General features: G+C 58.7%; 18 protein-coding genes, 1 tRNA gene and 1 pseudogene. 8 read left to right on the forward strand and 12 right to left on the reverse strand.

Annotated elements, in window-relative coordinates; genetic code table 11:
• Positions 1-26: 26 nt before the first annotated feature.
• Positions 27-974, reverse strand: coding sequence for a trehalose operon repressor TreR (gene treR / locus NI40_RS02510; protein ID WP_023310194.1), 948 nt, complete (start codon positions 972-974; stop codon positions 27-29).
• Between the two features lie 388 nt (positions 975-1,362).
• On the opposite strand from treR, the gene mgtA reads away from it, so the two are divergent.
• The gene (mgtA, locus tag NI40_RS02515) at positions 1,363-4,071 is read left to right on the forward strand and encodes a magnesium-translocating P-type ATPase (protein ID WP_039261074.1); all 2,709 of its coding nucleotides are present in this window, start codon (positions 1,363-1,365) and stop codon (positions 4,069-4,071) included.
• Between the two features lie 335 nt (positions 4,072-4,406).
• Complete coding sequence (locus NI40_RS02520) at positions 4,407-6,791, forward strand: beta-N-acetylhexosaminidase (protein ID WP_039261077.1); 2,385 nt, start codon at positions 4,407-4,409, stop codon at positions 6,789-6,791.
• A gap of 51 nt (positions 6,792-6,842) precedes the next feature.
• On the opposite strand, the gene ridA is transcribed toward NI40_RS02520, so the two are convergent.
• The 4 genes from ridA to NI40_RS22365 all read right to left on the reverse strand — a co-directional run bounded on the left by ridA (position 6,843) and on the right by NI40_RS22365 (position 8,848).
• Positions 6,843-7,229, reverse strand: coding sequence for a 2-iminobutanoate/2-iminopropanoate deaminase (gene ridA, locus NI40_RS02525; protein ID WP_008501391.1), 387 nt, complete (start codon positions 7,227-7,229; stop codon positions 6,843-6,845).
• 73 nt (positions 7,230-7,302) lie between these two features.
• Positions 7,303-7,764, reverse strand: coding sequence for an aspartate carbamoyltransferase regulatory subunit (gene pyrI, locus NI40_RS02530; RefSeq protein ID WP_023310197.1), 462 nt, complete (start codon positions 7,762-7,764; stop codon positions 7,303-7,305).
• Between the two features lie 12 nt (positions 7,765-7,776).
• A complete protein-coding gene (gene pyrB, locus NI40_RS02535) occupies positions 7,777-8,709 on the reverse strand; it encodes an aspartate carbamoyltransferase (RefSeq protein ID WP_023310198.1) in 933 nt (310 codons plus the stop codon).
• 34 nt (positions 8,710-8,743) lie between these two features.
• Entirely contained in the window at positions 8,744-8,848 is a 105-nt protein-coding gene (locus NI40_RS22365) for a pyrBI operon leader peptide (RefSeq protein ID WP_022646880.1), read from the reverse strand.
• Between NI40_RS22365 and NI40_RS23755 the strand changes: the two are divergent.
• Positions 8,828-8,945: pseudogene (locus NI40_RS23755) on the forward strand (hypothetical protein). The gene NI40_RS22365 and the pseudogene NI40_RS23755 overlap by 21 nt on opposite strands.
• A 3-nt stretch (positions 8,946-8,948) precedes the next feature.
• Here NI40_RS23755 and NI40_RS02540 read toward each other — a convergent pair.
• The 5 genes from NI40_RS02540 to arcA all read right to left on the reverse strand — a co-directional run bounded on the left by NI40_RS02540 (position 8,949) and on the right by arcA (position 14,225).
• The gene (locus tag NI40_RS02540) at positions 8,949-9,428 is read right to left on the reverse strand and encodes an arginine repressor (RefSeq protein ID WP_039261099.1); all 480 of its coding nucleotides are present in this window, start codon (positions 9,426-9,428) and stop codon (positions 8,949-8,951) included.
• Between the two features lie 80 nt (positions 9,429-9,508).
• Positions 9,509-10,912: a YfcC family protein gene (locus NI40_RS02545; protein ID WP_039261079.1), complete on the reverse strand. Its 1,404-nt coding sequence runs from the start codon at positions 10,910-10,912 to the stop codon at positions 9,509-9,511.
• A 47-nt stretch (positions 10,913-10,959) separates the two neighbouring features.
• Positions 10,960-11,964 carry an ornithine carbamoyltransferase gene (gene argF / locus NI40_RS02550; RefSeq protein ID WP_023310201.1) on the reverse strand — a complete coding sequence of 335 codons (1,005 nt, stop codon included), beginning with the start codon at positions 11,962-11,964 and terminating at the stop codon, positions 10,960-10,962.
• 118 nt (positions 11,965-12,082) lie between these two features.
• Positions 12,083-12,994 (reverse strand): carbamate kinase, encoded by a 912-nt coding sequence (arcC, locus tag NI40_RS02555; protein WP_039261081.1) that lies wholly within the window; start codon positions 12,992-12,994, stop codon positions 12,083-12,085.
• Between the two features lie 10 nt (positions 12,995-13,004).
• Positions 13,005-14,225 (reverse strand): arginine deiminase, encoded by a 1,221-nt coding sequence (gene arcA / locus NI40_RS02560; RefSeq protein ID WP_029739276.1) that lies wholly within the window; start codon positions 14,223-14,225, stop codon positions 13,005-13,007.
• Positions 14,226-14,902: 677 nt separating this feature from the next.
• Between arcA and NI40_RS02565 the strand changes: the two genes are divergently transcribed.
• Positions 14,903-15,355 carry a YhcH/YjgK/YiaL family protein gene (locus NI40_RS02565; protein WP_039261083.1) on the forward strand — a complete coding sequence of 151 codons (453 nt, stop codon included), beginning with the start codon at positions 14,903-14,905 and terminating at the stop codon, positions 15,353-15,355.
• Between the two features lie 66 nt (positions 15,356-15,421).
• On the opposite strand, the gene argF (NI40_RS02570) is transcribed toward NI40_RS02565, so the two are convergent.
• Together argF (NI40_RS02570) and argL are read right to left on the reverse strand one after the other, a co-directional pair.
• Positions 15,422-16,426: an ornithine carbamoyltransferase gene (argF, locus tag NI40_RS02570; protein WP_039261086.1), complete on the reverse strand. Its 1,005-nt coding sequence runs from the start codon at positions 16,424-16,426 to the stop codon at positions 15,422-15,424.
• Entirely contained in the window at positions 16,396-16,491 is a 96-nt protein-coding gene (gene argL / locus NI40_RS24170; protein WP_213328991.1) for a putative translational regulatory protein ArgL, read from the reverse strand. The genes argF (NI40_RS02570) and argL overlap by 31 nt, the downstream gene beginning before the upstream one ends.
• A gap of 99 nt (positions 16,492-16,590) precedes the next feature.
• Here argL and rraB point away from each other — a divergent pair, with 99 nt between their 5' ends.
• The 4 genes from rraB to NI40_RS02590 all read left to right on the forward strand — a co-directional run bounded on the left by rraB (position 16,591) and on the right by NI40_RS02590 (position 18,765).
• Complete coding sequence (rraB, locus tag NI40_RS02575) at positions 16,591-17,016, forward strand: ribonuclease E inhibitor RraB (protein WP_039261087.1); 426 nt, start codon at positions 16,591-16,593, stop codon at positions 17,014-17,016.
• Positions 17,017-17,062: 46 nt separating this feature from the next.
• Positions 17,063-17,821, forward strand: coding sequence for a tRNA isopentenyl-2-thiomethyl-A-37 hydroxylase MiaE (miaE, locus tag NI40_RS02580; protein WP_039261089.1), 759 nt, complete (start codon positions 17,063-17,065; stop codon positions 17,819-17,821).
• Between the two features lie 30 nt (positions 17,822-17,851).
• Positions 17,852-18,574 carry a hypothetical protein gene (locus tag NI40_RS02585; RefSeq protein WP_039261091.1) on the forward strand — a complete coding sequence of 241 codons (723 nt, stop codon included), beginning with the start codon at positions 17,852-17,854 and terminating at the stop codon, positions 18,572-18,574.
• Positions 18,575-18,680: 106 nt separating this feature from the next.
• Positions 18,681-18,765, forward strand: a tRNA-Leu gene (locus tag NI40_RS02590).
• Positions 18,766-18,944 lie beyond the last annotated feature (179 nt).

An 18,944-nucleotide genomic window follows, 5' to 3' on the forward strand; every position in this document is an offset into this window, starting at 1 on the left:
GATCACAATAATCTGTTTTAGAGGGGTTACGAAAGGTGAGCGGGAATGACGATCTGACGAGGCTCTGAACGCCCGTTTATCTGCTCGATCAGCTGCGCGGCGGCCTGTCTGCCGGACTCGGCGTAGCCCGGATCGACGGTGATGATCTCCGGGTGCAGGAACTTCATCAGCGGCGTGCTGCCGACGCTCGCCACCTGCAGATTATCGATGCGCTGCTCCTGCAGATATTTGCTGGCACCCAGCGCCAGGGTATCCGTGGCGCACACCAGCGCCGTGGTCTGCGGCGTCAGAACGCTGGCGACCTGCTCGTAGCCCTGCTTCATGCCCAGCCCCGGCAGGGAGGCCACGGCGGAGAGGTTGTGCTTTTTGCAAAAGGCCAGATAGGCCTCATGCCGACGCTTGCCGGTGGTGACGTCCGCGTGCGGGACGCCGAGGAAGCTGATGTGACGATGGCCCTCGTCAAACAGGCGCTGCATCAGGGTAATGATCGCGCCCTCGTCGTCGTAGCAGACGGAGGCAAACCCGTGTGCATCGCGCGCCAGCAGCACCAGCGAAGGCTGCCAGGGTTTCAGCATCTCGTCCTTAATGCCGGTAAAACCGAACAGCACCACGCCATCAATGTTGCGCCGCTGGAGCATCCCCAGATGCTCTTCAACCAGCTGCACAGAGAACTGGCTCTCCATCATGATCGGATCATACCCCTGCTCGTAGAAGGCGGGCAGCATGGTCTGCACGGCGAGATTTTCAGACAGAGAGTCCAGACGAGAAACAATGATGGCGACGACTTTGTCACTCTGCCCGCGCATGGCGCGCGCGGAGCGGGAAGGGGAAAAACCGTGCTGATTCATGACCGCCTCAACGCGCTCGCGGGTGCGTTCGCTGACGCCGCTTTCGTTGTTCAGCACGCGTGAGACGGTCGATTTCCCCACGCCGCTTAAACGCGCGATGTCTTTAATCGTTAGGCGGTTCTGCATGCTGTATTCCCTGTAACAACGACAATGTAGTGAATTGAGCCTAATGCTATAGCGCGATTTCGCTATGGGCAAAGTCTGGTTTACGTTCGGTTTATTTGCAGGGGGGTATAATACCGCCCGAATCGTCATAAAGGGTATGCCTAAATCCCCGTACTGCGCGGCGACACCCTGTTTTTTTACTTACCGGAGGCTTCATGGATCCCGATCCCACACCTCTCCTGAACGGGAGAATGCGTTCTTTCCGGTAAGCCAGCTTTTGCTGTCTCACCGGCGTGAGGCAGCAACGTCTTAAACGTTCCTGCTTGAAAAATTAAGTGCCTCTCAGGTACGGCTTTGCCACGCCTGAAGGAATTGCTGCGTCCGCCCAGGCGGATGCGGAGGAATGACTATGTTTAAAAATATCACCCGGCAGCTGCAGGCCCTGCTGAGTCGCCACCTGCCACACCGTCTTGTTCAGCGCGACCCGCTGCCAAACGCCAAAAACATGGCGGGGGCGGCGATCCCCGCGTCCCTGACCGAACGCTGCCTGAACGTGGCGGCGATGGATGAAAACGAAGTCTGGCGCGCGTTCGGCGGACACCCGGAAGGGCTAAACGCGGCCGAAGTGGAAAAAATCCGCGCCGTGCACGGCGATAACCAGATCCCGGCGCAAAAGCCGTCTCCGTGGTGGGTGCACCTGTGGCTCTGCTACCGCAACCCGTTCAACCTGCTGCTGACCGTGCTCGGCCTCATCTCCTACGCGACGGAAGATCTGTTTGCCGCAGGCGTCATTGCCCTGATGGTGGGTATCTCCACGCTGCTGAACTTTATTCAGGAAGCCCGCTCCACCAAAGCGGCGGACGCCCTGAAGGCGATGGTCAGCAACACCGCGACCGTCTCGCGCGTGATTAACGATCTCGGCGAAAACGCCTGGGTGGAGCTGCCTATCGACCAGCTGGTGCCGGGCGATCTGGTGAAGCTGGCCGCGGGGGACATGATCCCGGCGGATTTACGCATTATCCAGGCGCGCGATCTGTTCGTCGCTCAGGCCTCCCTGACCGGGGAATCCCTGCCCGTTGAAAAGGTAGCGCGCAGCCGCGACCCGCAGCAGATGAACCCGCTTGAATGTGACACCCTGTGCTTTATGGGCACCACGGTGGTCAGCGGCACCGCGCAGGCGATTGTCACCGCCACCGGGGGCGACACCTGGTTTGGTCAGCTTGCCGGGCGCGTCAGCGAGCAGGAGAGCGAGCCAAACGCCTTCCAGAAAGGGATTGGCCGCGTCAGCATGCTGCTGATTCGCTTTATGATGGTGATGACGCCGATCGTGCTGCTGATCAACGGCTACACCAAGGGCGACTGGTGGGAGGCGGCCCTGTTCGCGCTCTCCGTGGCCGTTGGCCTGACGCCGGAAATGCTGCCGATGATCGTCACCTCCACGCTGGCGCGCGGGGCGGTGAAGCTCTCTAAACAGAAAGTGATCGTCAAACACCTCGACGCCATTCAAAACTTTGGCGCGATGGACATCCTCTGCACCGATAAAACCGGCACCCTGACGCAGGACAAAATCGTGCTGGAGAACCACACCGATATCTCCGGCAAAACCAGCGAGCGCGTCCTGCACAGCGCGTGGCTGAACAGCCATTACCAGACCGGGCTGAAAAACCTGCTCGACGTCGCGGTGCTGGAAGGGGTGGACGAGGAATCCGCCCGCTCGCTCTCCGGCCGCTGGCAGAAGGTGGATGAGATCCCGTTCGACTTCGAGCGCCGCCGCATGTCGGTGGTGGTGAGCGAGCAGACGGACGTGCATCAGCTGATCTGCAAAGGGGCGCTGCAGGAGATCCTCAACGTGTCGACGCAGGTTCGCTATAACGGCGACATCGTGCCGCTGGACGACACCATGCTGCGCCGCATCAAGCGCGTCACCGACAACCTGAACCGTCAGGGGCTGCGCGTGGTGGCGGTCGCGAGCAAGTTCCTGCCCGCGCGCGAGGGTGACTATCAGCGTATCGACGAATCCGATCTGATCCTCGAGGGTTACATCGCCTTCCTCGATCCGCCGAAAGAGACCACCGCGCCGGCGCTGAAAGCGCTGAAGGCGAGCGGTATTACCGTCAAAATTCTCACCGGCGACAGCGAGCTGGTGGCGGCCAAAGTGTGCCATGAAGTAGGGCTGGACGCGGGCGACGTGGTAGTGGGGAGCGATATTGAGCACCTGTCCGACGATGAGCTGGCGAAGCTTGCCCGACGTACCACGCTGTTTGCCCGCCTGACGCCGATGCACAAAGAGCGGATCGTCACCCTGCTCAAGCGCGAAGGGCACGTGGTGGGCTTTATGGGCGACGGCATCAACGACGCGCCCGCGCTGCGTGCGGCGGACATCGGTATCTCCGTCGATGGCGCGGTGGATATCGCCCGCGAAGCGGCGGATATTATCCTGCTGGAAAAAAGCCTGATGGTGCTGGAGGAGGGCGTTATCGAAGGGCGCCGCACCTTCGCCAATATGCTCAAGTACATCAAGATGACCGCCAGCTCCAACTTCGGTAACGTCTTCAGCGTGCTGGTGGCGAGCGCGTTTCTGCCGTTCCTGCCGATGCTGCCGCTGCATCTGCTGATCCAGAACCTGATGTACGACGTGTCTCAGGTGGCTATCCCGTTTGATAACGTGGACGACGAGCAGATCCAGAAGCCGCAGCACTGGAATCCGGCGGATCTCGGGCGCTTTATGCTGTTCTTTGGGCCGATCAGCTCCATCTTCGACATCCTGACCTTCTGCCTGATGTGGTTTGTGTTCCACGCCAACACCCCGGAACACCAGACGCTGTTCCAGTCCGGCTGGTTCGTGGTAGGTCTGCTGTCGCAGACGCTGATTGTGCACATGATCCGCACCCGCCGCATTCCGTTTATCCAGAGCCGCGCCGCGTGGCCGCTGATTGTGATGACGGGGATTGTGATGGCGCTCGGCATCGCGCTGCCGTTCTCGCCGCTGGCAGGTTACCTGCAGCTTCAGGCGCTGCCGCTGAGCTATTTCCCGTGGCTGGCGGCGATCCTCGCGGGCTATATGGTGCTGACGCAGATGGTGAAAGGATTCTATGCGCGTCGGTATGGATGGCAGTAATTTTTTACCCTCACCCTAACCCTCTCCCTGAAAGGGAGAGGGGACCGCTCGGTGTCGCCTTTCACCCTCGCTCATTTGGGGAGAGGGGGCTGGCTTTCCTCACAAATTCAACAACCTGTGATCTCCGTCGGCGCATTCGCTTGACGACAAATTGAGCGCATGTTAACAGAATGTTTTGTCTTTATACCCTAAATAATTCGAGTTGCATGAAGGCGGCAAGGGAGTGAATCCCCGGGAGCTTACATAAGTAAGTGACCGGGGTGAACGAGTGCAGCCAACGCACAGGCAACTTGAAGTATGACGGGTATATTTGGCCCGTCAGATAAGGAACATTCATGTTACGGTACAGTCTCTTAACCGCCGGGCTGATGCTCGGCGCCTCTGCGTTTGCCGCCCCGGCAGGCGATCTCCCTTTGATGCCCTGGCCTGCCAAGGTTGAACGCCCGACGACCCAGGGCGCGCTGGTGCTCAGCAACAACGTATCCATTAGCGTCAGCGGGGACGATCTCGGCGACGCCGTCAACCGCCTGCGCCAGCGCATGGCCCTGCAAACCGGCTGGACGCTGCAGCCTCAGGCTGAAAAACCAGATAAACCGACCATCCGTATCGCGATTACCAAAAAGGTCAAGCCGCTGCCGCTGCCGGACAGCGATGAAAGCTATAGGCTCACGGTGGATGCTAACGGCGTCGATATCTCCGCCAACACCCGCTTCGGCGCGCTGCGCGCCATGGAAACCCTGCTCCAGCTGATGCAGAACGGGGCGGAAAACACCTCGCTGCCGTGGGTCACCATTGAAGATTCGCCGCGCTTCCCGTGGCGCGGGCTGCTGCTCGACCCGGCGCGTCACTTTATTCCGCTGCCGGATATCAAGCGCCAGATCGACGGCATGGCCGCGGCGAAGCTCAACGTCCTGCACTGGCACTTAACCGACGATCAGGGCTGGCGCTTCAGTTCGAAGCGCTACCCTAAGCTGACGCAGCTTGCCAGCGACGGGCTGTTCTATACGCCGGAACAGATGCGCGAGGTGGTGCGTTACGCCGCCGAGCGCGGTATCCGCGTGGTGCCGGAAATCGACATGCCGGGCCACGCCTCGGCGATTGCCGTAGCCTATCCGGAGCTGATGAGCGCCCCGGGGCCGTACGCCATGGAGCGCCACTGGGGCGTGCTGAAGCCGGTGTTAGATCCCACTAAAGAGGCAACCTACGCCTTTGCTGACGCGATGGTCAGCGAACTGGCGGCGATCTTCCCCGATCCGTATCTGCATATCGGCGGCGATGAGGTCGACGACAGCCAGTGGAAAGCGAATGCCGCGATCCAGAATTTCATGCGCGACAACAGGCTGGCGGACAGCCACGCGCTGCAGGCGTATTTCAACCGCAGGCTGGAAACGATCCTTGAGAAGCATCACCGTCAGATGGTCGGCTGGGACGAGATCTACCATCCCGACCTGCCGAAAAGCATTCTGATCCAGTCCTGGCAGGGGCAGGACGCGCTGGGGCAGGTGGCGCAGAACGGCTACAAGGGCATTCTCTCGACGGGCTTCTATCTCGACCAGCCCCAGTCCACCGCCTATCACTACCGCAACGAAATTGTCCCGCAGGGGCTGAACGGCGTGGATGTGATTGCAGACAGCGACAGCGTCCAGAGCTGGGCCTTCTCCATGCCGCGCCTGAAGGGCAAGCCGGTGGAGGGGAGCTTCACGCTGGTGAAAGGGGAGGCAGGCTGGCGCGGGTTTATTGATTTTGCCGGGAAATCGCGCCGCGCGGTGCAGGATATTGAATGGCGCGATGACAGCCAGGTGACGTTCACCGTCGACACCTGGATGGGCGAGACGCGCCCGGTGGTTTCCGTTGATAACGACAAACTCACCGGCTATTTCCTGGTGGGGAATACGCGTTACCCAATCAGCGGCACGCGTCTGGACGCGGTGCCGAAAGGCGTTCCGCCGGTCGTGCCGGACGTGGCGAATCAGGCCAACCTGCTCGGCGGGGAAGCCGCGCTGTGGGCGGAAAACGTGGTGGCGCCGGTTCTGGATATCCGCCTTTGGCCGCGCACCTTTGCGGTGGCGGAGCGGCTGTGGTCGGCGCAGGACGTCAACGACGTCGACAACATGTACACCCGCCTGCAGGCGATGGACAGCTGGTCGACGGTGTCCGTCGGGCTGCAGCAGCATACCCAGCAGCAGGTGCAGTTCACGCGCCTTGCCGGTAATGCCGACACGCTGCCGCTGCAGATCCTCGCTCAGGCTGTAGAGCCCGCGCAGTATTACACCCGCCAGCACCTGAAGTTTCAGGCGGGAAATTATCATCAGTTCGAACCGCTCAACCGCTTCGCCGATGCGCTGAATGCCGAAAGCGCCACCGTGCGCCAGATGAACAAATGGGCGGACCGCCTTGTGAGCGATGCGGAAGACGCGGAAAGCGCCGACGCGCTGCGCCACGTCTTTAACCGCTGGCAGAGCAACACCAGCGACGCGCTGGCGCTAAGCGAAAACAGCTATCAGCTTAAGGCGATGAAGCCGGTGATCCAGGAGGTGGATAAGCTGGCCTCCATTGGCCTGAGGCTGACGGATCTGGTGGCGCGGCAGGGCACGCTGGATGATAAAGAAATAGCGTCAATTCAGAGCGAGCTGGATAACGCAGCGAAGGTTAAGGACGAGGTGGTGATTGCGGCGGTCTATCCGCTGGAGACGCTGCTCAGGGCGACGCGGAATCAGTAGCAAGCAACAAAAAAGGCAGCCTGGGCTGCCTTTTTTTATCGCCAACGCGAATTAGCGACGTACTGCAATCGCTTCGATTTCAATTTTCACGTCTTTTGGCAGACGGGCCACTTCCACGCAGGAGCGCGCCGGGAAGGTGGCGTTGTGCTCGGTGAAGAACGCTTCGTAAGTGGCGTTAACGGTCGCGAAATCGTTCAGATCCTTCACGAAAACGGTGGTTTTCACGATATCGCCCACTTTCAGACCGGCAGATTCAACGATAGCCTGCACGTTTTCCAGCGACTGACGCGCCTGTGCCGCGACGTCTTCCGGCACCGCGCCGGTTTTTGGGTTCACCGGGATCTGACCGGAAGTGATGATCATGCTACCCAGATCAACGCCCTGAACGTAAGGGCCGATAGCCGCTGGTGCATTTTCCGTCGCGAGTACTTTGCTCATGTTTTCTCCAGAATTACAGCGTTAAGAATGTTCCCGGCCATTATAACAGCCGGGATTTCATTACCAACCTCAATTAGTTGGCCAGCACCACATAATGAGAAAACTCTTTTTCGCAGTATTTGCATTTGAGCGCGATGTCATCGGCGCGTTTTTTCACTGCAAAGCTGGAAGAAACCGGCTCAGCATGACTGATGCAGTTGCTGTTCGGGCAGACCAGCACGCTTTCAATGCGATCCGGCAGGCTCGGACGGGATTTGCCGACCACTTCATACTCGTCGATGCGGTTGACGGTGGCGTCCGGCGCGTACAGCGACAGCTGGTTGACCTGCTCGTCGGTCAGGAAGGTGTTCTCGATTTTGATCAGGTCCTTGCGGCCCATCTCGCCCGACGGCAGGTTCAGGCCGATGGTGATGCGCTGGTCGGTTTCGGTCAGTTTGAACAGCGTCAGCAGCTTAAAGCCCACCTGCGCAGGGATGTGGTCAATCACGGTGCCGCGCTTGATGGCTTCAACCTGGAGTTTGTTATCGTGTGTCATGGTCGTTTCCCCTTACAGTGCCAATTCGCGATTCAGAACCAGTGCCAGTAACGCCTGGCGGGCGAAGATGCCGTTTCCGGCCTGCTGGAAGTACCAGGCGTGCGGCGTCTTATCCACGTCTGTGGTGATCTCATCGATGCGCGGCAGCGGATGCAGCACCTTCATGTTGTCGCGCGCGCCCTCGAGGTCGCTGGCGCGCAGTACGAACTGTGCCTTCACGTTGGCGTATTCGGACGGATCCAGACGCTCTTTCTGCACGCGGGTCATGTAGAGAATATCCACGTGGCTCATCACCTCTTCGATGCTGGCGTGCAGGCTCCACTGAATGCCTTTTTCGTCCAGCATGTCGAGAATGTACTGCGGCATCGCCAGCGCGTCAGGCGCGATGAAGAAGAAGCGGTTGCCGTTAAATTTCGCCAGCGCCTGGGTCAGGGAGTGGACGGTGCGGCCATACTTCAGGTCGCCGACCATGGCGATATTCAGGTTCTCGAGCTTGCCCTGCGTCTCCTGAATGGTGAACAGATCCAGCAGGGTCTGCGTTGGGTGCTGGTTGGCACCGTCACCGGCGTTCAGTACCGGAATGCCGCCGGAAAATTCGGTCGCCAGGCGCGCCGCGCCCTCCTGCGGGTGACGCATCACAATCGCGTCGACGTAGGTGCTGATCACTGAAATGGTGTCCGCCAGGGTTTCGCCTTTTTTACCCAGCGACGTGTTGCTGCTGTCCGAGAAGCCCACCACGCTCGCGCCCAGGCGGTGCATGGAAGTTTCAAAGGAGAGGCGGGTGCGGGTCGAGGCTTCGAAGAAGCAGCTCGCAATCACCTTGTGCTTCAGCAGCTCCGGTTGCGGATTAGCCTTCAGTTTTGCCGCGGTTTCCAGAACCAGTTCCAGCTCTTCGCGGCTGAGGTCGTTTATGGAAATGATGTGTTTTTGATAAAGCGGATTCATGTTTATCTCCTGACGCCGGGCAAAAAAAAGCCCCTCAAATGAGGGGCTCTGGGAATAGGTTTAGCAACGGGAAGAAAAACGGCAGGCCAGCGTCTGATTTCAGACGCGGTAAGACGTTATGTCGTACACGCTTGACCATGCTTCCTCCCGGCAAATTGTCGGGCATTATACGCAGCTCGCTTTTCGGATCAAGCGATTTAATGCACGCTTTACTCAATGCAAACGGTTCTTTATGAATATTAATGCGTTCTGAGTAAATAATTAATTTGCTTATGCACCAGTGCGGTGCGCTTCACGACCCGGGGAGCGACCCAGACGATACTGCTGCCGGCCACCACGCCTAAAATGTCCGGCAGCTGGTGATAATCCAGAATACGCGCCACCGCGCGGCCATATCCGGCGACGGTATGAACAAGGATAAACTCGCTATTGTGCTCGACGCTGACCACCATTTCGGACACGGTACGCGCGGCGTCGGGGGCAGGGCGCAGCTGGGGATTCAGCGAATAAATCTTTAGCCCTTTGGCATTTCGAATTTTTATGACGCCGAGCAATTTAAGCAGACGTGAAACGGTGGACTGGCTGATGGTCTCAAAACCACGCTCCTGCAAATCCCGGCGGATCTCCTCCTGAGAGAGATAGCTCTTTTCTGCGATCAGGCGCTGGCAAACCGTCAGCTGTAGTTGCTCTTTGGGAGAGTACTCTTCGTAATCCATCATAGTTCCCATATCAGTTCCTGAAATAACCGGTGGCACCGCACCGATCCGTAGGCCGGATAAGCGCAGCGCCATCCGGCAAATCACAACAAGGCACCCAGACTTAACGCCACCATAATCACCACCGTTAAAATGCCCAGCAGCGGCGCCACCCATTTCAGATAGCGCACGTAGGGCACGCGGGCGATGGCCAGCCCGCCCATCACGACGGCAGAAGTGGGCGTGACGAGGTTAACGATGCCGGAGGCCGACTGGTAAGCCGTCACCACCAGGTCGCGGTTGACGTTAGCGAAATCGGCAAGCGGCGCCATGATCGGCATCGTCAGAACGGCCAGGCCGGATGAAGAAGGCACAAGAAACGACAGCACGACCTCCAGCCAGTACATCACGTTGATAAACGCTACCGTGGACAACCCGCTGACCAGCCCTTCCGCGCTGTGCAAAATGGTGTGGGTAATCATGCCCTTATCCATGATGACTACGATACCGCGCGCGATGCCGATAATCAGCGCGACGCCCAGCAAATCTCGCGCGCCGTTGATAAACGTCGACGTCAGCTCCTCTTCGCTCATGCGGGCAATCAGGCCGACGATAATCGCGCTGGCGAGAAACACCGCTGAGATCTCCGCCATCCACCAGCCCAGCACCGCCACGCCGTAGATCATCACCGCGAAGGCGAGGGCGAAAATCACCAGGATGATTTTGCGCACCGGGGTGAATTCCAGCGACTGTTCGCCCTTGTCGCCGAGGAAATGGGCGCGGTTCTCTTCCTGTTTGTCTGCGACGATCGACAGCGACGGATCCTGGCGCACCTTACGGGCGTAGCGCATCACCCACGCCACGCAGATGACCCAGCCGATGACCAGCAGCGCCACGCGCAGGGCGATGCCGTTAGTGAAGGGGATCCCGGCGGCGTTGGCGGCGATCACCGTGGCAAACGGGTTAATGGTAGAGCCGAGCGTGCCGATCCCCGCCCCGAGCAGCACGGTAGAGGCGGCGACAACCGGATCGAACCGGGCGGCCAGCATCACCGGTACCAGCAGGGTGTAGAACGGCAGCGACTCTTCGGCCATGCCGTAAATCGTGCCGCCTGCGGCAAACAGCGCCATCAGGATCGGGATCATCCACTCTTCGCGTCCGCGCAGCCGGGTGGTTACGCGTTCGATCCCGGCGTCAATCGCCCCGGTTTTGGTGACGATCCCGAGAAAACCGCCGATGATCAGGATAAACAGCGCGACGTCGATCGCCCCGGCCTGGCCGGAGACCGGATCGTACAGCCCGGCGATGGGCGCCATCAGGACGGAAACCAGCCCCTGCGGATGCGCCGCCACGTGCGCGTAAGTTCCGGCAATCGGGACTTCTTTACCGAGGGTTTCGTTCAACGCCATCTGGTACTGACCGGCGGGGACGACCCAGCTCAGCGCCGCCACAACGGCAATCAGGAAAAAGAGAATGGTGTAAGCGGAGGGAAACTTAAACTTGCCCATGATGTTCTCCTTAAACCCGGCGCACCCCGCGGCGCGCCGGGCGGTGATTAGTCGCCGAGTGTCGCCACCATGACCGCTTTAATGGTGTGCATGCGGTTCTCTGCTTCGTCGAAGACAATGGAGTTCGGTGATTCGAAGACCTCTTCCGTCACCTCCAGCCCCTTCAGGCCGTACGCCATCTCGATCTCGCGGCCCACCTTGGTGTGCTCGTTGTGGAACGCCGGCAGGCAGTGCATGAACTTGACGTTCGGGTTACCGGTGGCCTTCATCACGTCCGCGTTGATTTGATACGGTTTCATCAGGCTGACGCGCTCGGCCCAGGCTTCCTTCGGCTCGCCCATGGAGACCCACACGTCGGTGTAGAGGAAATCGGTCCCCCGCACGCCTTCTTCCACGTCGTCGGTGAGGGTGATGCGCGCGCCCGTCTCTTTGGCGATGGCGCGGCACTGCTCAACCAGCCCGGCTTCCGGCCAGAAGGATTTCGGCGCGACGAGGCGGATATCCATCCCCATCTTGGCCGCCCCGACCATCAGCGAGTTGCCCATGTTGTTGCGCGCGTCGCCGAGATAGGCAAAGCTCAGCTCCGGCAGGGTTTTGCCCGGCGCGTGCTCCAGCATGGTCATCAGGTCGGCGAGGATTTGCGTGGGGTGGAACTCGTCGGTCAGGCCGTTCCACACCGGCACGCCCGCGTACTCGCCCAGCTCTTCGACGATGGCCTGGCCGTAGCCGCGGTATTCGATGCCGTCATACATGCGGCCCAGCACGCGGGCGGTGTCTTTCATCGACTCTTTATGGCCGATCTGCGAGCCGCTTGGGCCGAGATAGGTGACCTGCGCGCCCTGGTCGAACGCGCCCACTTCAAAGGCGCAGCGGGTGCGGGTGGAGGTTTTTTCAAAAATCAGGGCGATGTTTTTCCCGACCAGGGTTTGCTTTTCACGTCCGGCTTTTTTGGCCGCTTTCAGCTCGATGGCGAGGTCGATCAGGTACTGGATCTCCGCCGGGGTGTAGTCCAGCAGTTTCAGGAAGTTGCGGTTTTTCAGGTTGATGGTCATGGGTAAATCCTTTTTAAAATTTGCTGTTTGATGCCCTCACCCCGGCCCTCTCCCACGGGGAGAGGGTGTAATCGTCTTCTCTCCCTTAGGGAGAGGGTTAGGGTGAGGGGAAAACGACTCAGTTACGAATCAACGTGCCTTTCTCGCCCGCCAGGATCTCAGCGCCGTCGGCCAGCGCGCCGATCCCGGCAATGCCGTTGCAGGCTTCTACAAACTCGCGGCAGGCGGCCACTTTCGGCCCCATCGATCCGGCGTCGAACTGCATGCCTCTGAGCAGCTCCGGCGTTACCTGCGCCAGCGGGCGCTGGGTCGGCTTGCCCCAGTCGAGGTACACCGCGTCGGCATCGGTCAGGATCAGCAGGGCGTCGGCCTCGATCTGGCGCGCCAGCAGGGCGGCGGAGAGGTCTTTGTCGATCACCGCCTCAATGCCGCGATAGCCGTTGGCGTTCTCCACTACCGGCACGCCGCCGCCGCCGTTGCAGATCACCAGGTGATCGCGCTGGATCAGCGCCGTGATGGCGTCGCTCTCGACGATGCGCTTCGGCTGCGGTGACGGCACCACGCGGCGGACGTAGCTGCCGTCGGCCTTGAACATCCAGCCTTTTTCCGCAGCGAGCGCTTTCGCCTGGGCTTCGCTGTACACCGGGCCGATGTATTTGGTCGGGTTGCTGAAGGCCGGGTCGGCAGCGTCCACTTCCACCTGCGTGAGCAGGACGCTCACCTCGCGCTGCGGCAGATGGTTTTTCAGCGCCTGCTGGAGCATGTAGCCGATCATTCCCTGGCTTTCGGCGCCGAGAACGTCCAGCGGGTAGGGCGTGACTTTGTCGTAGGCGCTGTTCTGCAGCGCCAGCAGCCCGACCTGCGGCCCGTTGCCGTGCACCAGCACCACGCGCCACTGTTCTGTTAATCCGGCGATGGTGCGCGCGGCCTGCTCGATGTTCTGGCGCTGGATTTCGGCTTCCAGCGGCTCGCCGCGCTTGAGCAGCGCGTTGCCGCCGAGGGCCACAACCAGAGTGGGTTTTCGTTCCATGATGGCTCCTTTAAATTCCGTCGCGTTCCAGCGGGCAGCTCATGCAGCGCGCGCCGCCGCGACCGCGTCCGAGCTCATCGCCCGGGATAGGCAGCACGGTGATGCCCGCTTTGTCGTACTTCTCGTTGGTCCAGACGTTGCGCTCGTAGCCAATCACCACGCCCGGGCGAATGGTCAGCACGTTGTTGGCGTCGTTCCACTGCTCGCGTTCGGCTTCAAAGGCGTCGCCGCCGGTGGTGATCAGGCGCACCTGGTTAATGCCGAGCGCTTTCTCGATGGCGTGCAGCAGGTCGGTTTCCTGAGTGCGCAGCAGGCCGCCGCGTCCGTCCGGGGTGAGCGTCCAGCACTGGGCGTCCTTGCGCACCACTTCCGGGTAGACGGAGAAGGTGTCCACGTCGATGTGGGTCATCACGGTGTCGAGGTGCATGCAGGAGCGGTGTTTTGGCAGCTCAACGGCGATCACGCGCTCGGCCTGGCGGTGTTTGAACAGGCTGTTGGCGAGGAACTCCACGCCCTGCGGCGTCGTGCGCTCGGACATGCCGATTAATACCGCCCCGCGGCCAATCACCAGTACGTCGCCGCCTTCTAGCGTGGCGTGGTCGTAATTAATATTCTCGTCGCCGAAATACTTAATAAAATCGCCGTCGGCAAACGCCGGATGCCAGCGATATATTGCCCGCAGGTTATTGGTTTCACGCTGACGGGCCGGTTTCGCCATTGGGTTAATAGAGACGCCGTTATAAATCCAGCACGAGGTATCGCGGGTAAATAAATGGTTCGGCAGCGGCTTCATAATAAAATCATTCGCCGTGTGGGTATCCACCACCATATTTTTAATGGCCGCCGGAATTTCGCCGTAGGTTAATCCGCCGCTTAATCTGCGCGCCAGTTCGCGGTGCGGCATATCCGCCAGCCAGCCGCGCACGTCGCCGGCAAAGGTTGGGCCGAGGCGATAGTCAGAGATTTGGGTATCCAGAAGCCAGGCTTTCGCTTCTGCAATATCAAGGGTTTGTGTCAGAAGGTCGGTCAATAGCAGGACTTCCACACCCTGCTCGCGCAGCGTGTTGGCGAAGATGTCATGCTCCTCACCCGCCCGCTCAACCGAGAGAACGTCATCGAAAAGCAGCTCCTGACAGTTTGATGGCGTTAAACGTTTCAGACTTAAATTAGGACGATGCAGCATAACGCTACGCAATTGACCAATTTCAGAACCGACGTAATGCTTTTCCATAATTATTCCTTTAACTTTTTTTTTCAGAATAAAAAGGGCATGCGCCATGTGATGCATTTAATTTCATGGCGGCTAAGCTCAATTGATTTCGTGATTCATACTAGGCAGTTAAATAATCCGTATTGTGATATTGCTCACGCGAAACCGGATATTAAGGGGTTTGTTTTCATTTGCATGATTCGCATCAGATAATGATTGATTTCATATTATTGAGGGGTGAATAGCTAAGCAGGATCCGCTGGCATTATTCGAGGTTGTTATTATTTTGTAGATTTTAATCTTTTGAAATACATTGTTATGTATCTGATTTTAAATGAAAAATATCATGAGCAAGAATGGCTATGCAATTAACGTAATTAACTATTTTCGACTTAAGGAAAATCAATAAATAATTATGGTTTTTTAGAGCAAATTATCAAAACAGTAAAGTGTGAGACGGCAACGGGTTTTGTTAATTAGAGAGCATGATCAAGAGGTTAGAAGAGTCGTCCGATAAGCGTTGATCGAGGTTATGCATAACCCCTGCATAATTGCCTGGACAGGATTAACAGTGAATTAACACCTTTCCCGATAAACATGCGCTCGCGTAAACCTCTTCGAAAAAGGGCTGGTATGGCAGTCTTAACTCTCGTATAAAAGATAAAAATGAAACGTTGTTTTACATAGAGGGATTTCACATGATTATCGGCAACATCCACCATCTGCAGCCCTGGCTGCCTGACGCGCTGCGCCAGGCGATTGAGCACGTTAAAGCCCACGTCACTGACGCCACGCCGCTCGGCAAGCACGACATCAATGGCAACAGCCTGTTCTATCTGGTCTCGGAAGATATGACCCAGCCGTTCGCCGATCGCCGCGCCGAGTACCACGCGCGCTATCTGGACATCCAGATAATCATGAAGGGCCAGGAGGGGATGACCTTCAGCACCCTGCCGCACGGCACGCCGGATACCGACTGGCTGGCGGACAAAGACATCGCGTTCCTGCCGGAAGGCGAGCAGGAGAAAACCGTGGTGCTGAGCGAAGGGGATTTTGTGGTGTTCTGGCCGGGTGAAGTGCACAAGCCGCTGTGCGCGTTGGGCGCGCCTGCGCAGGTGCGCAAGGTTGTGGTGAAGATGCTGATTAGCTAATCGGGTTTACTCCCTCTCCCTGTGGGAGAGGGCCGGGGTGAGGGCATCAGACCGCAGAAGAGTCCATCACTCCCCAAGCGTCGCCACCATCACCGCCTTAATCGTATGCATCCGGTTTTCCGCCTGGTCGAACACGATGCTCGCCGCCGACTCAAACACCTCGTCCGTCACTTCCATCCCGCCGTGCAGGTCGAACTCTTTCGCCATCTGCTTGCCGAGCGTGGTCTGGTCGTCATGGAACGCCGGCAGACAGTGCAGGAACTTCACGTTCGGGTTGCCGGTCAGCGCCATCATCTGCGCATTCACCTGATACCCGCGCAGCAGCGCAATCCGCTCCGCCCACTTCTCTTTGGCTTCGCCCATCGACACCCAGACGTCGGTATAGATAAAGTCCGCGCCCTTCACGCCTGCCGCCACGTCTTCCGTCAGGACAATCTTCCCGCCGTGCTTCTCCGCCAGTGCGCTGCACTCCGCCACCAGGCTCGCTTCCGGCCAGCAGGCTTTCGGAGCCACCAGACGCAGATCCAGCCCGGTCAGCGCTGCCGCTTCCAGCATCGAGTTGCCCATGTTGTTGCGCGCATCGCCCGCGTAGACCAGCGTCATCTCGTTAAACGCCTTGCCCGGCAGGTGCTCCTGCATGGTCAGCAGGTCCGCCAGCAGCTGGGTCGGATGGAACTCGTTGGTCAGCCCGTTCCACACCGGCACGCCCGCGTACTGCGCCAGCGTTTCGACTACTTCCTGGCCGTGACCGCGATACTGAATGCCGTCGTACATCCGCCCGAGCACGCGCGCGGTGTCCTTAATTGACTCTTTATGCCCAATCTGGCTGCCGCTCGGCCCTAAATAGGTGACGCGCGCGCCCTGGTCAAATGCGGCAACTTCGAAAGAGCAACGTGTGCGGGTCGAGTCTTTTTCGAAGATGAGCGCGATGTTTTTACCGGTAAGCTTCTGTACTTCCTTGCCATTTTTTTTATCGGCTTTGAGCTGTGCGGCAAGGGTCAGCAGAGAAGTGAACTGTGCAGGGGTAAAGTCGAGCAGTTTCAGAAAGTGTTTCTTGTATAAATCGGACATTTTATCCTCGCATGGCGAACGCCACTTATTGAATTAAAATTCACTTTATATGTGTAATTATTCATTTGCAACCCCGTTTCACAATTCTTTCTTACAAAGGTGGAGGCAAACCCGTCCGTGTGTGAAAATAGAAGTATCTGCCGCACTTTAAAGAGGATTGAGCCATGGCAAACCCGGAACACCTGGAAGAGCAACGCGAAGAGACGCGTCTGATTATTGAAGAACTGCTGGAAGACGGTAGCGATCCGGACGCGCTGTACACCATCGAGCACCATTTCTCTGCGGATGATTTCGACGCGCTGGAAAAACTGGCCGTGGAAGCCTTCAAGCTGGGTTACGAAGTGACCGAGCCGGAAGAGCTGGAAGTGGAAGAGGGCGACACCGTCATCTGCTGCGACATCCTGAGCGAAGGCGCCCTGAAGGCGGAGCTGATCGACGCCCAAGTAGAACAGCTGATGAACCTGGCCGAGAAGTTTGAAGTGGAATACGACGGCTGGGGAACCTACTTCGAAGATCCTAACGGTGAAGACGGCGAAGAAGGCGACGACGAAGATTTCGTCGACGAAGACGACGACGGCGTGCGTCACTAAGCGTTTCAGGCGGTGGCCCGCGCCACCGCTTTTTCAAGGCAGAACCATGGATTACCCGCAGATACTCGCCCCCGTACTCAACTTCCTCCAGTGCCCGACCCCGCAAGCATGGATTGATAAAGCCCGCGACCCGGCGAACCTGCCGCTGCTGCTCACCGACCACATGGTGTGCGAGCTCAAGGCCGCCCAGACCGCGCTGCTGCTGGTGCGTAAATACGTCGCCGACGAAAGCGGTGCCGACGCGCTGCTCGACTGGCTCAAACCCTACGAACAGTTCACCTTCCGCGACGGCCCGGAGCCGGACTTCATCGCCCTGCATAAGCAGATTGGCAAAAGCGTGATGCCCAAAACCGACGATCCGTGGGGCCAGGCGCTCATCGACAGCATGGTGCTGCTGATTAAAGAGGAGCTGCACCACTTCTGGCAGGTGCGCGAGGCGATGCTGGCCCGCGATATTCCGTACGTCAAAATCACCGCCAGCCGCTACGCCAAAGGGATGCTGAAGGACGTGCGCACCCACGAACCGCTGACGCTGATCGACAAGCTCATCTGCGGCGCCTACATCGAAGCCCGCTCCTGCGAACGCTTCGCCGCTCTGGCCCCGTTCCTCGACGATGACCTGCAGAAGTTCTATCTCTCGCTGCTGCGCTCGGAAGCGCGCCACTATCAGGACTACCTGACGCTGGCCCGGCAGGTGAGCGACGACGATATCTCACCGCGCATAAAGCTTTTTGGCGAAATTGAAGCCACACTTATCTCGACACCGGACCACGAGTTTCGCTTCCACAGCGGCGTGCCGGTGTAAACCGGCACAATTCAAGGATAAGGATGCGAGATGAATAAAACGTGGACCCGTACCGTGATGGTTGTTGTTGTGGCCGCCGCCGTGGCGTTCTGGGTGTTCTTCGACAGGCAGCGCGCTCCGGAACGGCAGATGGATTCCGCCCTTAACGCAATGCCCGCCTGGCAGGTGATTAAGGAGCAGGAGCCCGCGCTGCATCAGCGCATCCTCGACCAGATGGCCGCCCTGCAAAAAGCGGGCGAGCCGGAGCAGCAGATTATCGACACCATCCAGCCGCAGATCCTGCATCTGCAGATGTCGCGCCTGCAAAACGCCCCGGACGCCAACGTGGTGAACTACATGACCATCAACATGGAGCAGACTGCCGCCATCCAGAAGGTGAGCGACGACGCCTGCTTCCGCTTCCTCTACCCGACGGTGAAGGGCGGCGTGAACCCGATGCGCATGCTGGATAAAGACCTGATGGCGCGGCGCATGCAGGCCGACGCCGACATGATGCGCGCGGCCTACGGCAAAAACCGCCACACCGTGACAAAGGCAGAACGCGAGGCGGCTGTCGAGGACGTGCGGCCGATTATGAAGGCACTTGCCGATAAGTACGGCGAGGACATCCAGCTGCTGCAGATGCCGGAGAAGGCGGCGGGCAAAGAGAAGCTCTCCTGCGATATGGTGCAGGAGATGTGGGCGAAGGTGCTGGCGCTGCCGGAGCAGAAGGCGGCGGGGGTGATTCGGCTGGCGGTGTCTGAGCTGGAGTGACAAAGGGCGCTGGTTTTTTGGGCACTTAGCGCGGGTTTCGCGCGTCGTCGCTTGCATGGCGGCGCGCGACAGGTATAATCCACAACGTTTCCGCATCCCCTTCAGTGCCGAAGTGGCGAAATCGGTAGACGCAGTTGATTCAAAATCAACCGTAGAAATACGTGCCGGTTCGAGTCCGGCCTTCGGCACCAAGTGATGCAATAATTAGCTACCTAAGGGTGGCTTTTTTTGTGTCCATTCTCATCCGAATTCGTCCATATCCGTCTGTAATTCAAAGATAATTTATTTTTGAACAATAACCATATTTATTTTGTGGTCTTTCCATGTTGGTCGTTTTTCATCCATTGACATCCACGCGATTTGGGGGCAA

This window comes from Enterobacter sp. E20 (assembly GCF_000801755.2).
GTDB lineage: Bacteria > Pseudomonadota > Gammaproteobacteria > Enterobacterales > Enterobacteriaceae > Enterobacter > Enterobacter asburiae_B.

What these genes read in the sequence shown, in the direction of transcription:
- treR (WP_023310194.1), bottom strand. Translation starts at nt 974, where the DNA reads ATGCAGAACCGCCTAACGATTAAAGACATCGCGCGTTTAAGCGGCGTG.
- mgtA (WP_039261074.1), top strand. Translation starts at nt 1,363, where the DNA reads ATGTTTAAAAATATCACCCGGCAGCTGCAGGCCCTGCTGAGTCGCCAC.
- NI40_RS02520 (WP_039261077.1), top strand. Translation starts at nt 4,407, where the DNA reads ATGTTACGGTACAGTCTCTTAACCGCCGGGCTGATGCTCGGCGCCTCT.
- ridA (WP_008501391.1), bottom strand. Translation starts at nt 7,229, where the DNA reads ATGAGCAAAGTACTCGCGACGGAAAATGCACCAGCGGCTATCGGCCCT.
- pyrI (WP_023310197.1), bottom strand. Translation starts at nt 7,764, where the DNA reads ATGACACACGATAACAAACTCCAGGTTGAAGCCATCAAGCGCGGCACC.
- pyrB (WP_023310198.1), bottom strand. Translation starts at nt 8,709, where the DNA reads ATGAATCCGCTTTATCAAAAACACATCATTTCCATAAACGACCTCAGC.
- NI40_RS22365 (WP_022646880.1), bottom strand. Translation starts at nt 8,848, where the DNA reads ATGGTCAAGCGTGTACGACATAACGTCTTACCGCGTCTGAAATCAGAC.
- NI40_RS02540 (WP_039261099.1), bottom strand. Translation starts at nt 9,428, where the DNA reads ATGATGGATTACGAAGAGTACTCTCCCAAAGAGCAACTACAGCTGACG.
- NI40_RS02545 (WP_039261079.1), bottom strand. Translation starts at nt 10,912, where the DNA reads ATGGGCAAGTTTAAGTTTCCCTCCGCTTACACCATTCTCTTTTTCCTG.
- argF (WP_023310201.1), bottom strand. Translation starts at nt 11,964, where the DNA reads ATGACCATCAACCTGAAAAACCGCAACTTCCTGAAACTGCTGGACTAC.
- arcC (WP_039261081.1), bottom strand. Translation starts at nt 12,994, where the DNA reads ATGGAACGAAAACCCACTCTGGTTGTGGCCCTCGGCGGCAACGCGCTG.
- arcA (WP_029739276.1), bottom strand. Translation starts at nt 14,225, where the DNA reads ATGGAAAAGCATTACGTCGGTTCTGAAATTGGTCAATTGCGTAGCGTT.
- NI40_RS02565 (WP_039261083.1), top strand. Translation starts at nt 14,903, where the DNA reads ATGATTATCGGCAACATCCACCATCTGCAGCCCTGGCTGCCTGACGCG.
- argF (WP_039261086.1), bottom strand. Translation starts at nt 16,426, where the DNA reads ATGTCCGATTTATACAAGAAACACTTTCTGAAACTGCTCGACTTTACC.
- argL (WP_213328991.1), bottom strand. Translation starts at nt 16,491, where the DNA reads ATGAATAATTACACATATAAAGTGAATTTTAATTCAATAAGTGGCGTT.
- rraB (WP_039261087.1), top strand. Translation starts at nt 16,591, where the DNA reads ATGGCAAACCCGGAACACCTGGAAGAGCAACGCGAAGAGACGCGTCTG.
- miaE (WP_039261089.1), top strand. Translation starts at nt 17,063, where the DNA reads ATGGATTACCCGCAGATACTCGCCCCCGTACTCAACTTCCTCCAGTGC.
- NI40_RS02585 (WP_039261091.1), top strand. Translation starts at nt 17,852, where the DNA reads ATGAATAAAACGTGGACCCGTACCGTGATGGTTGTTGTTGTGGCCGCC.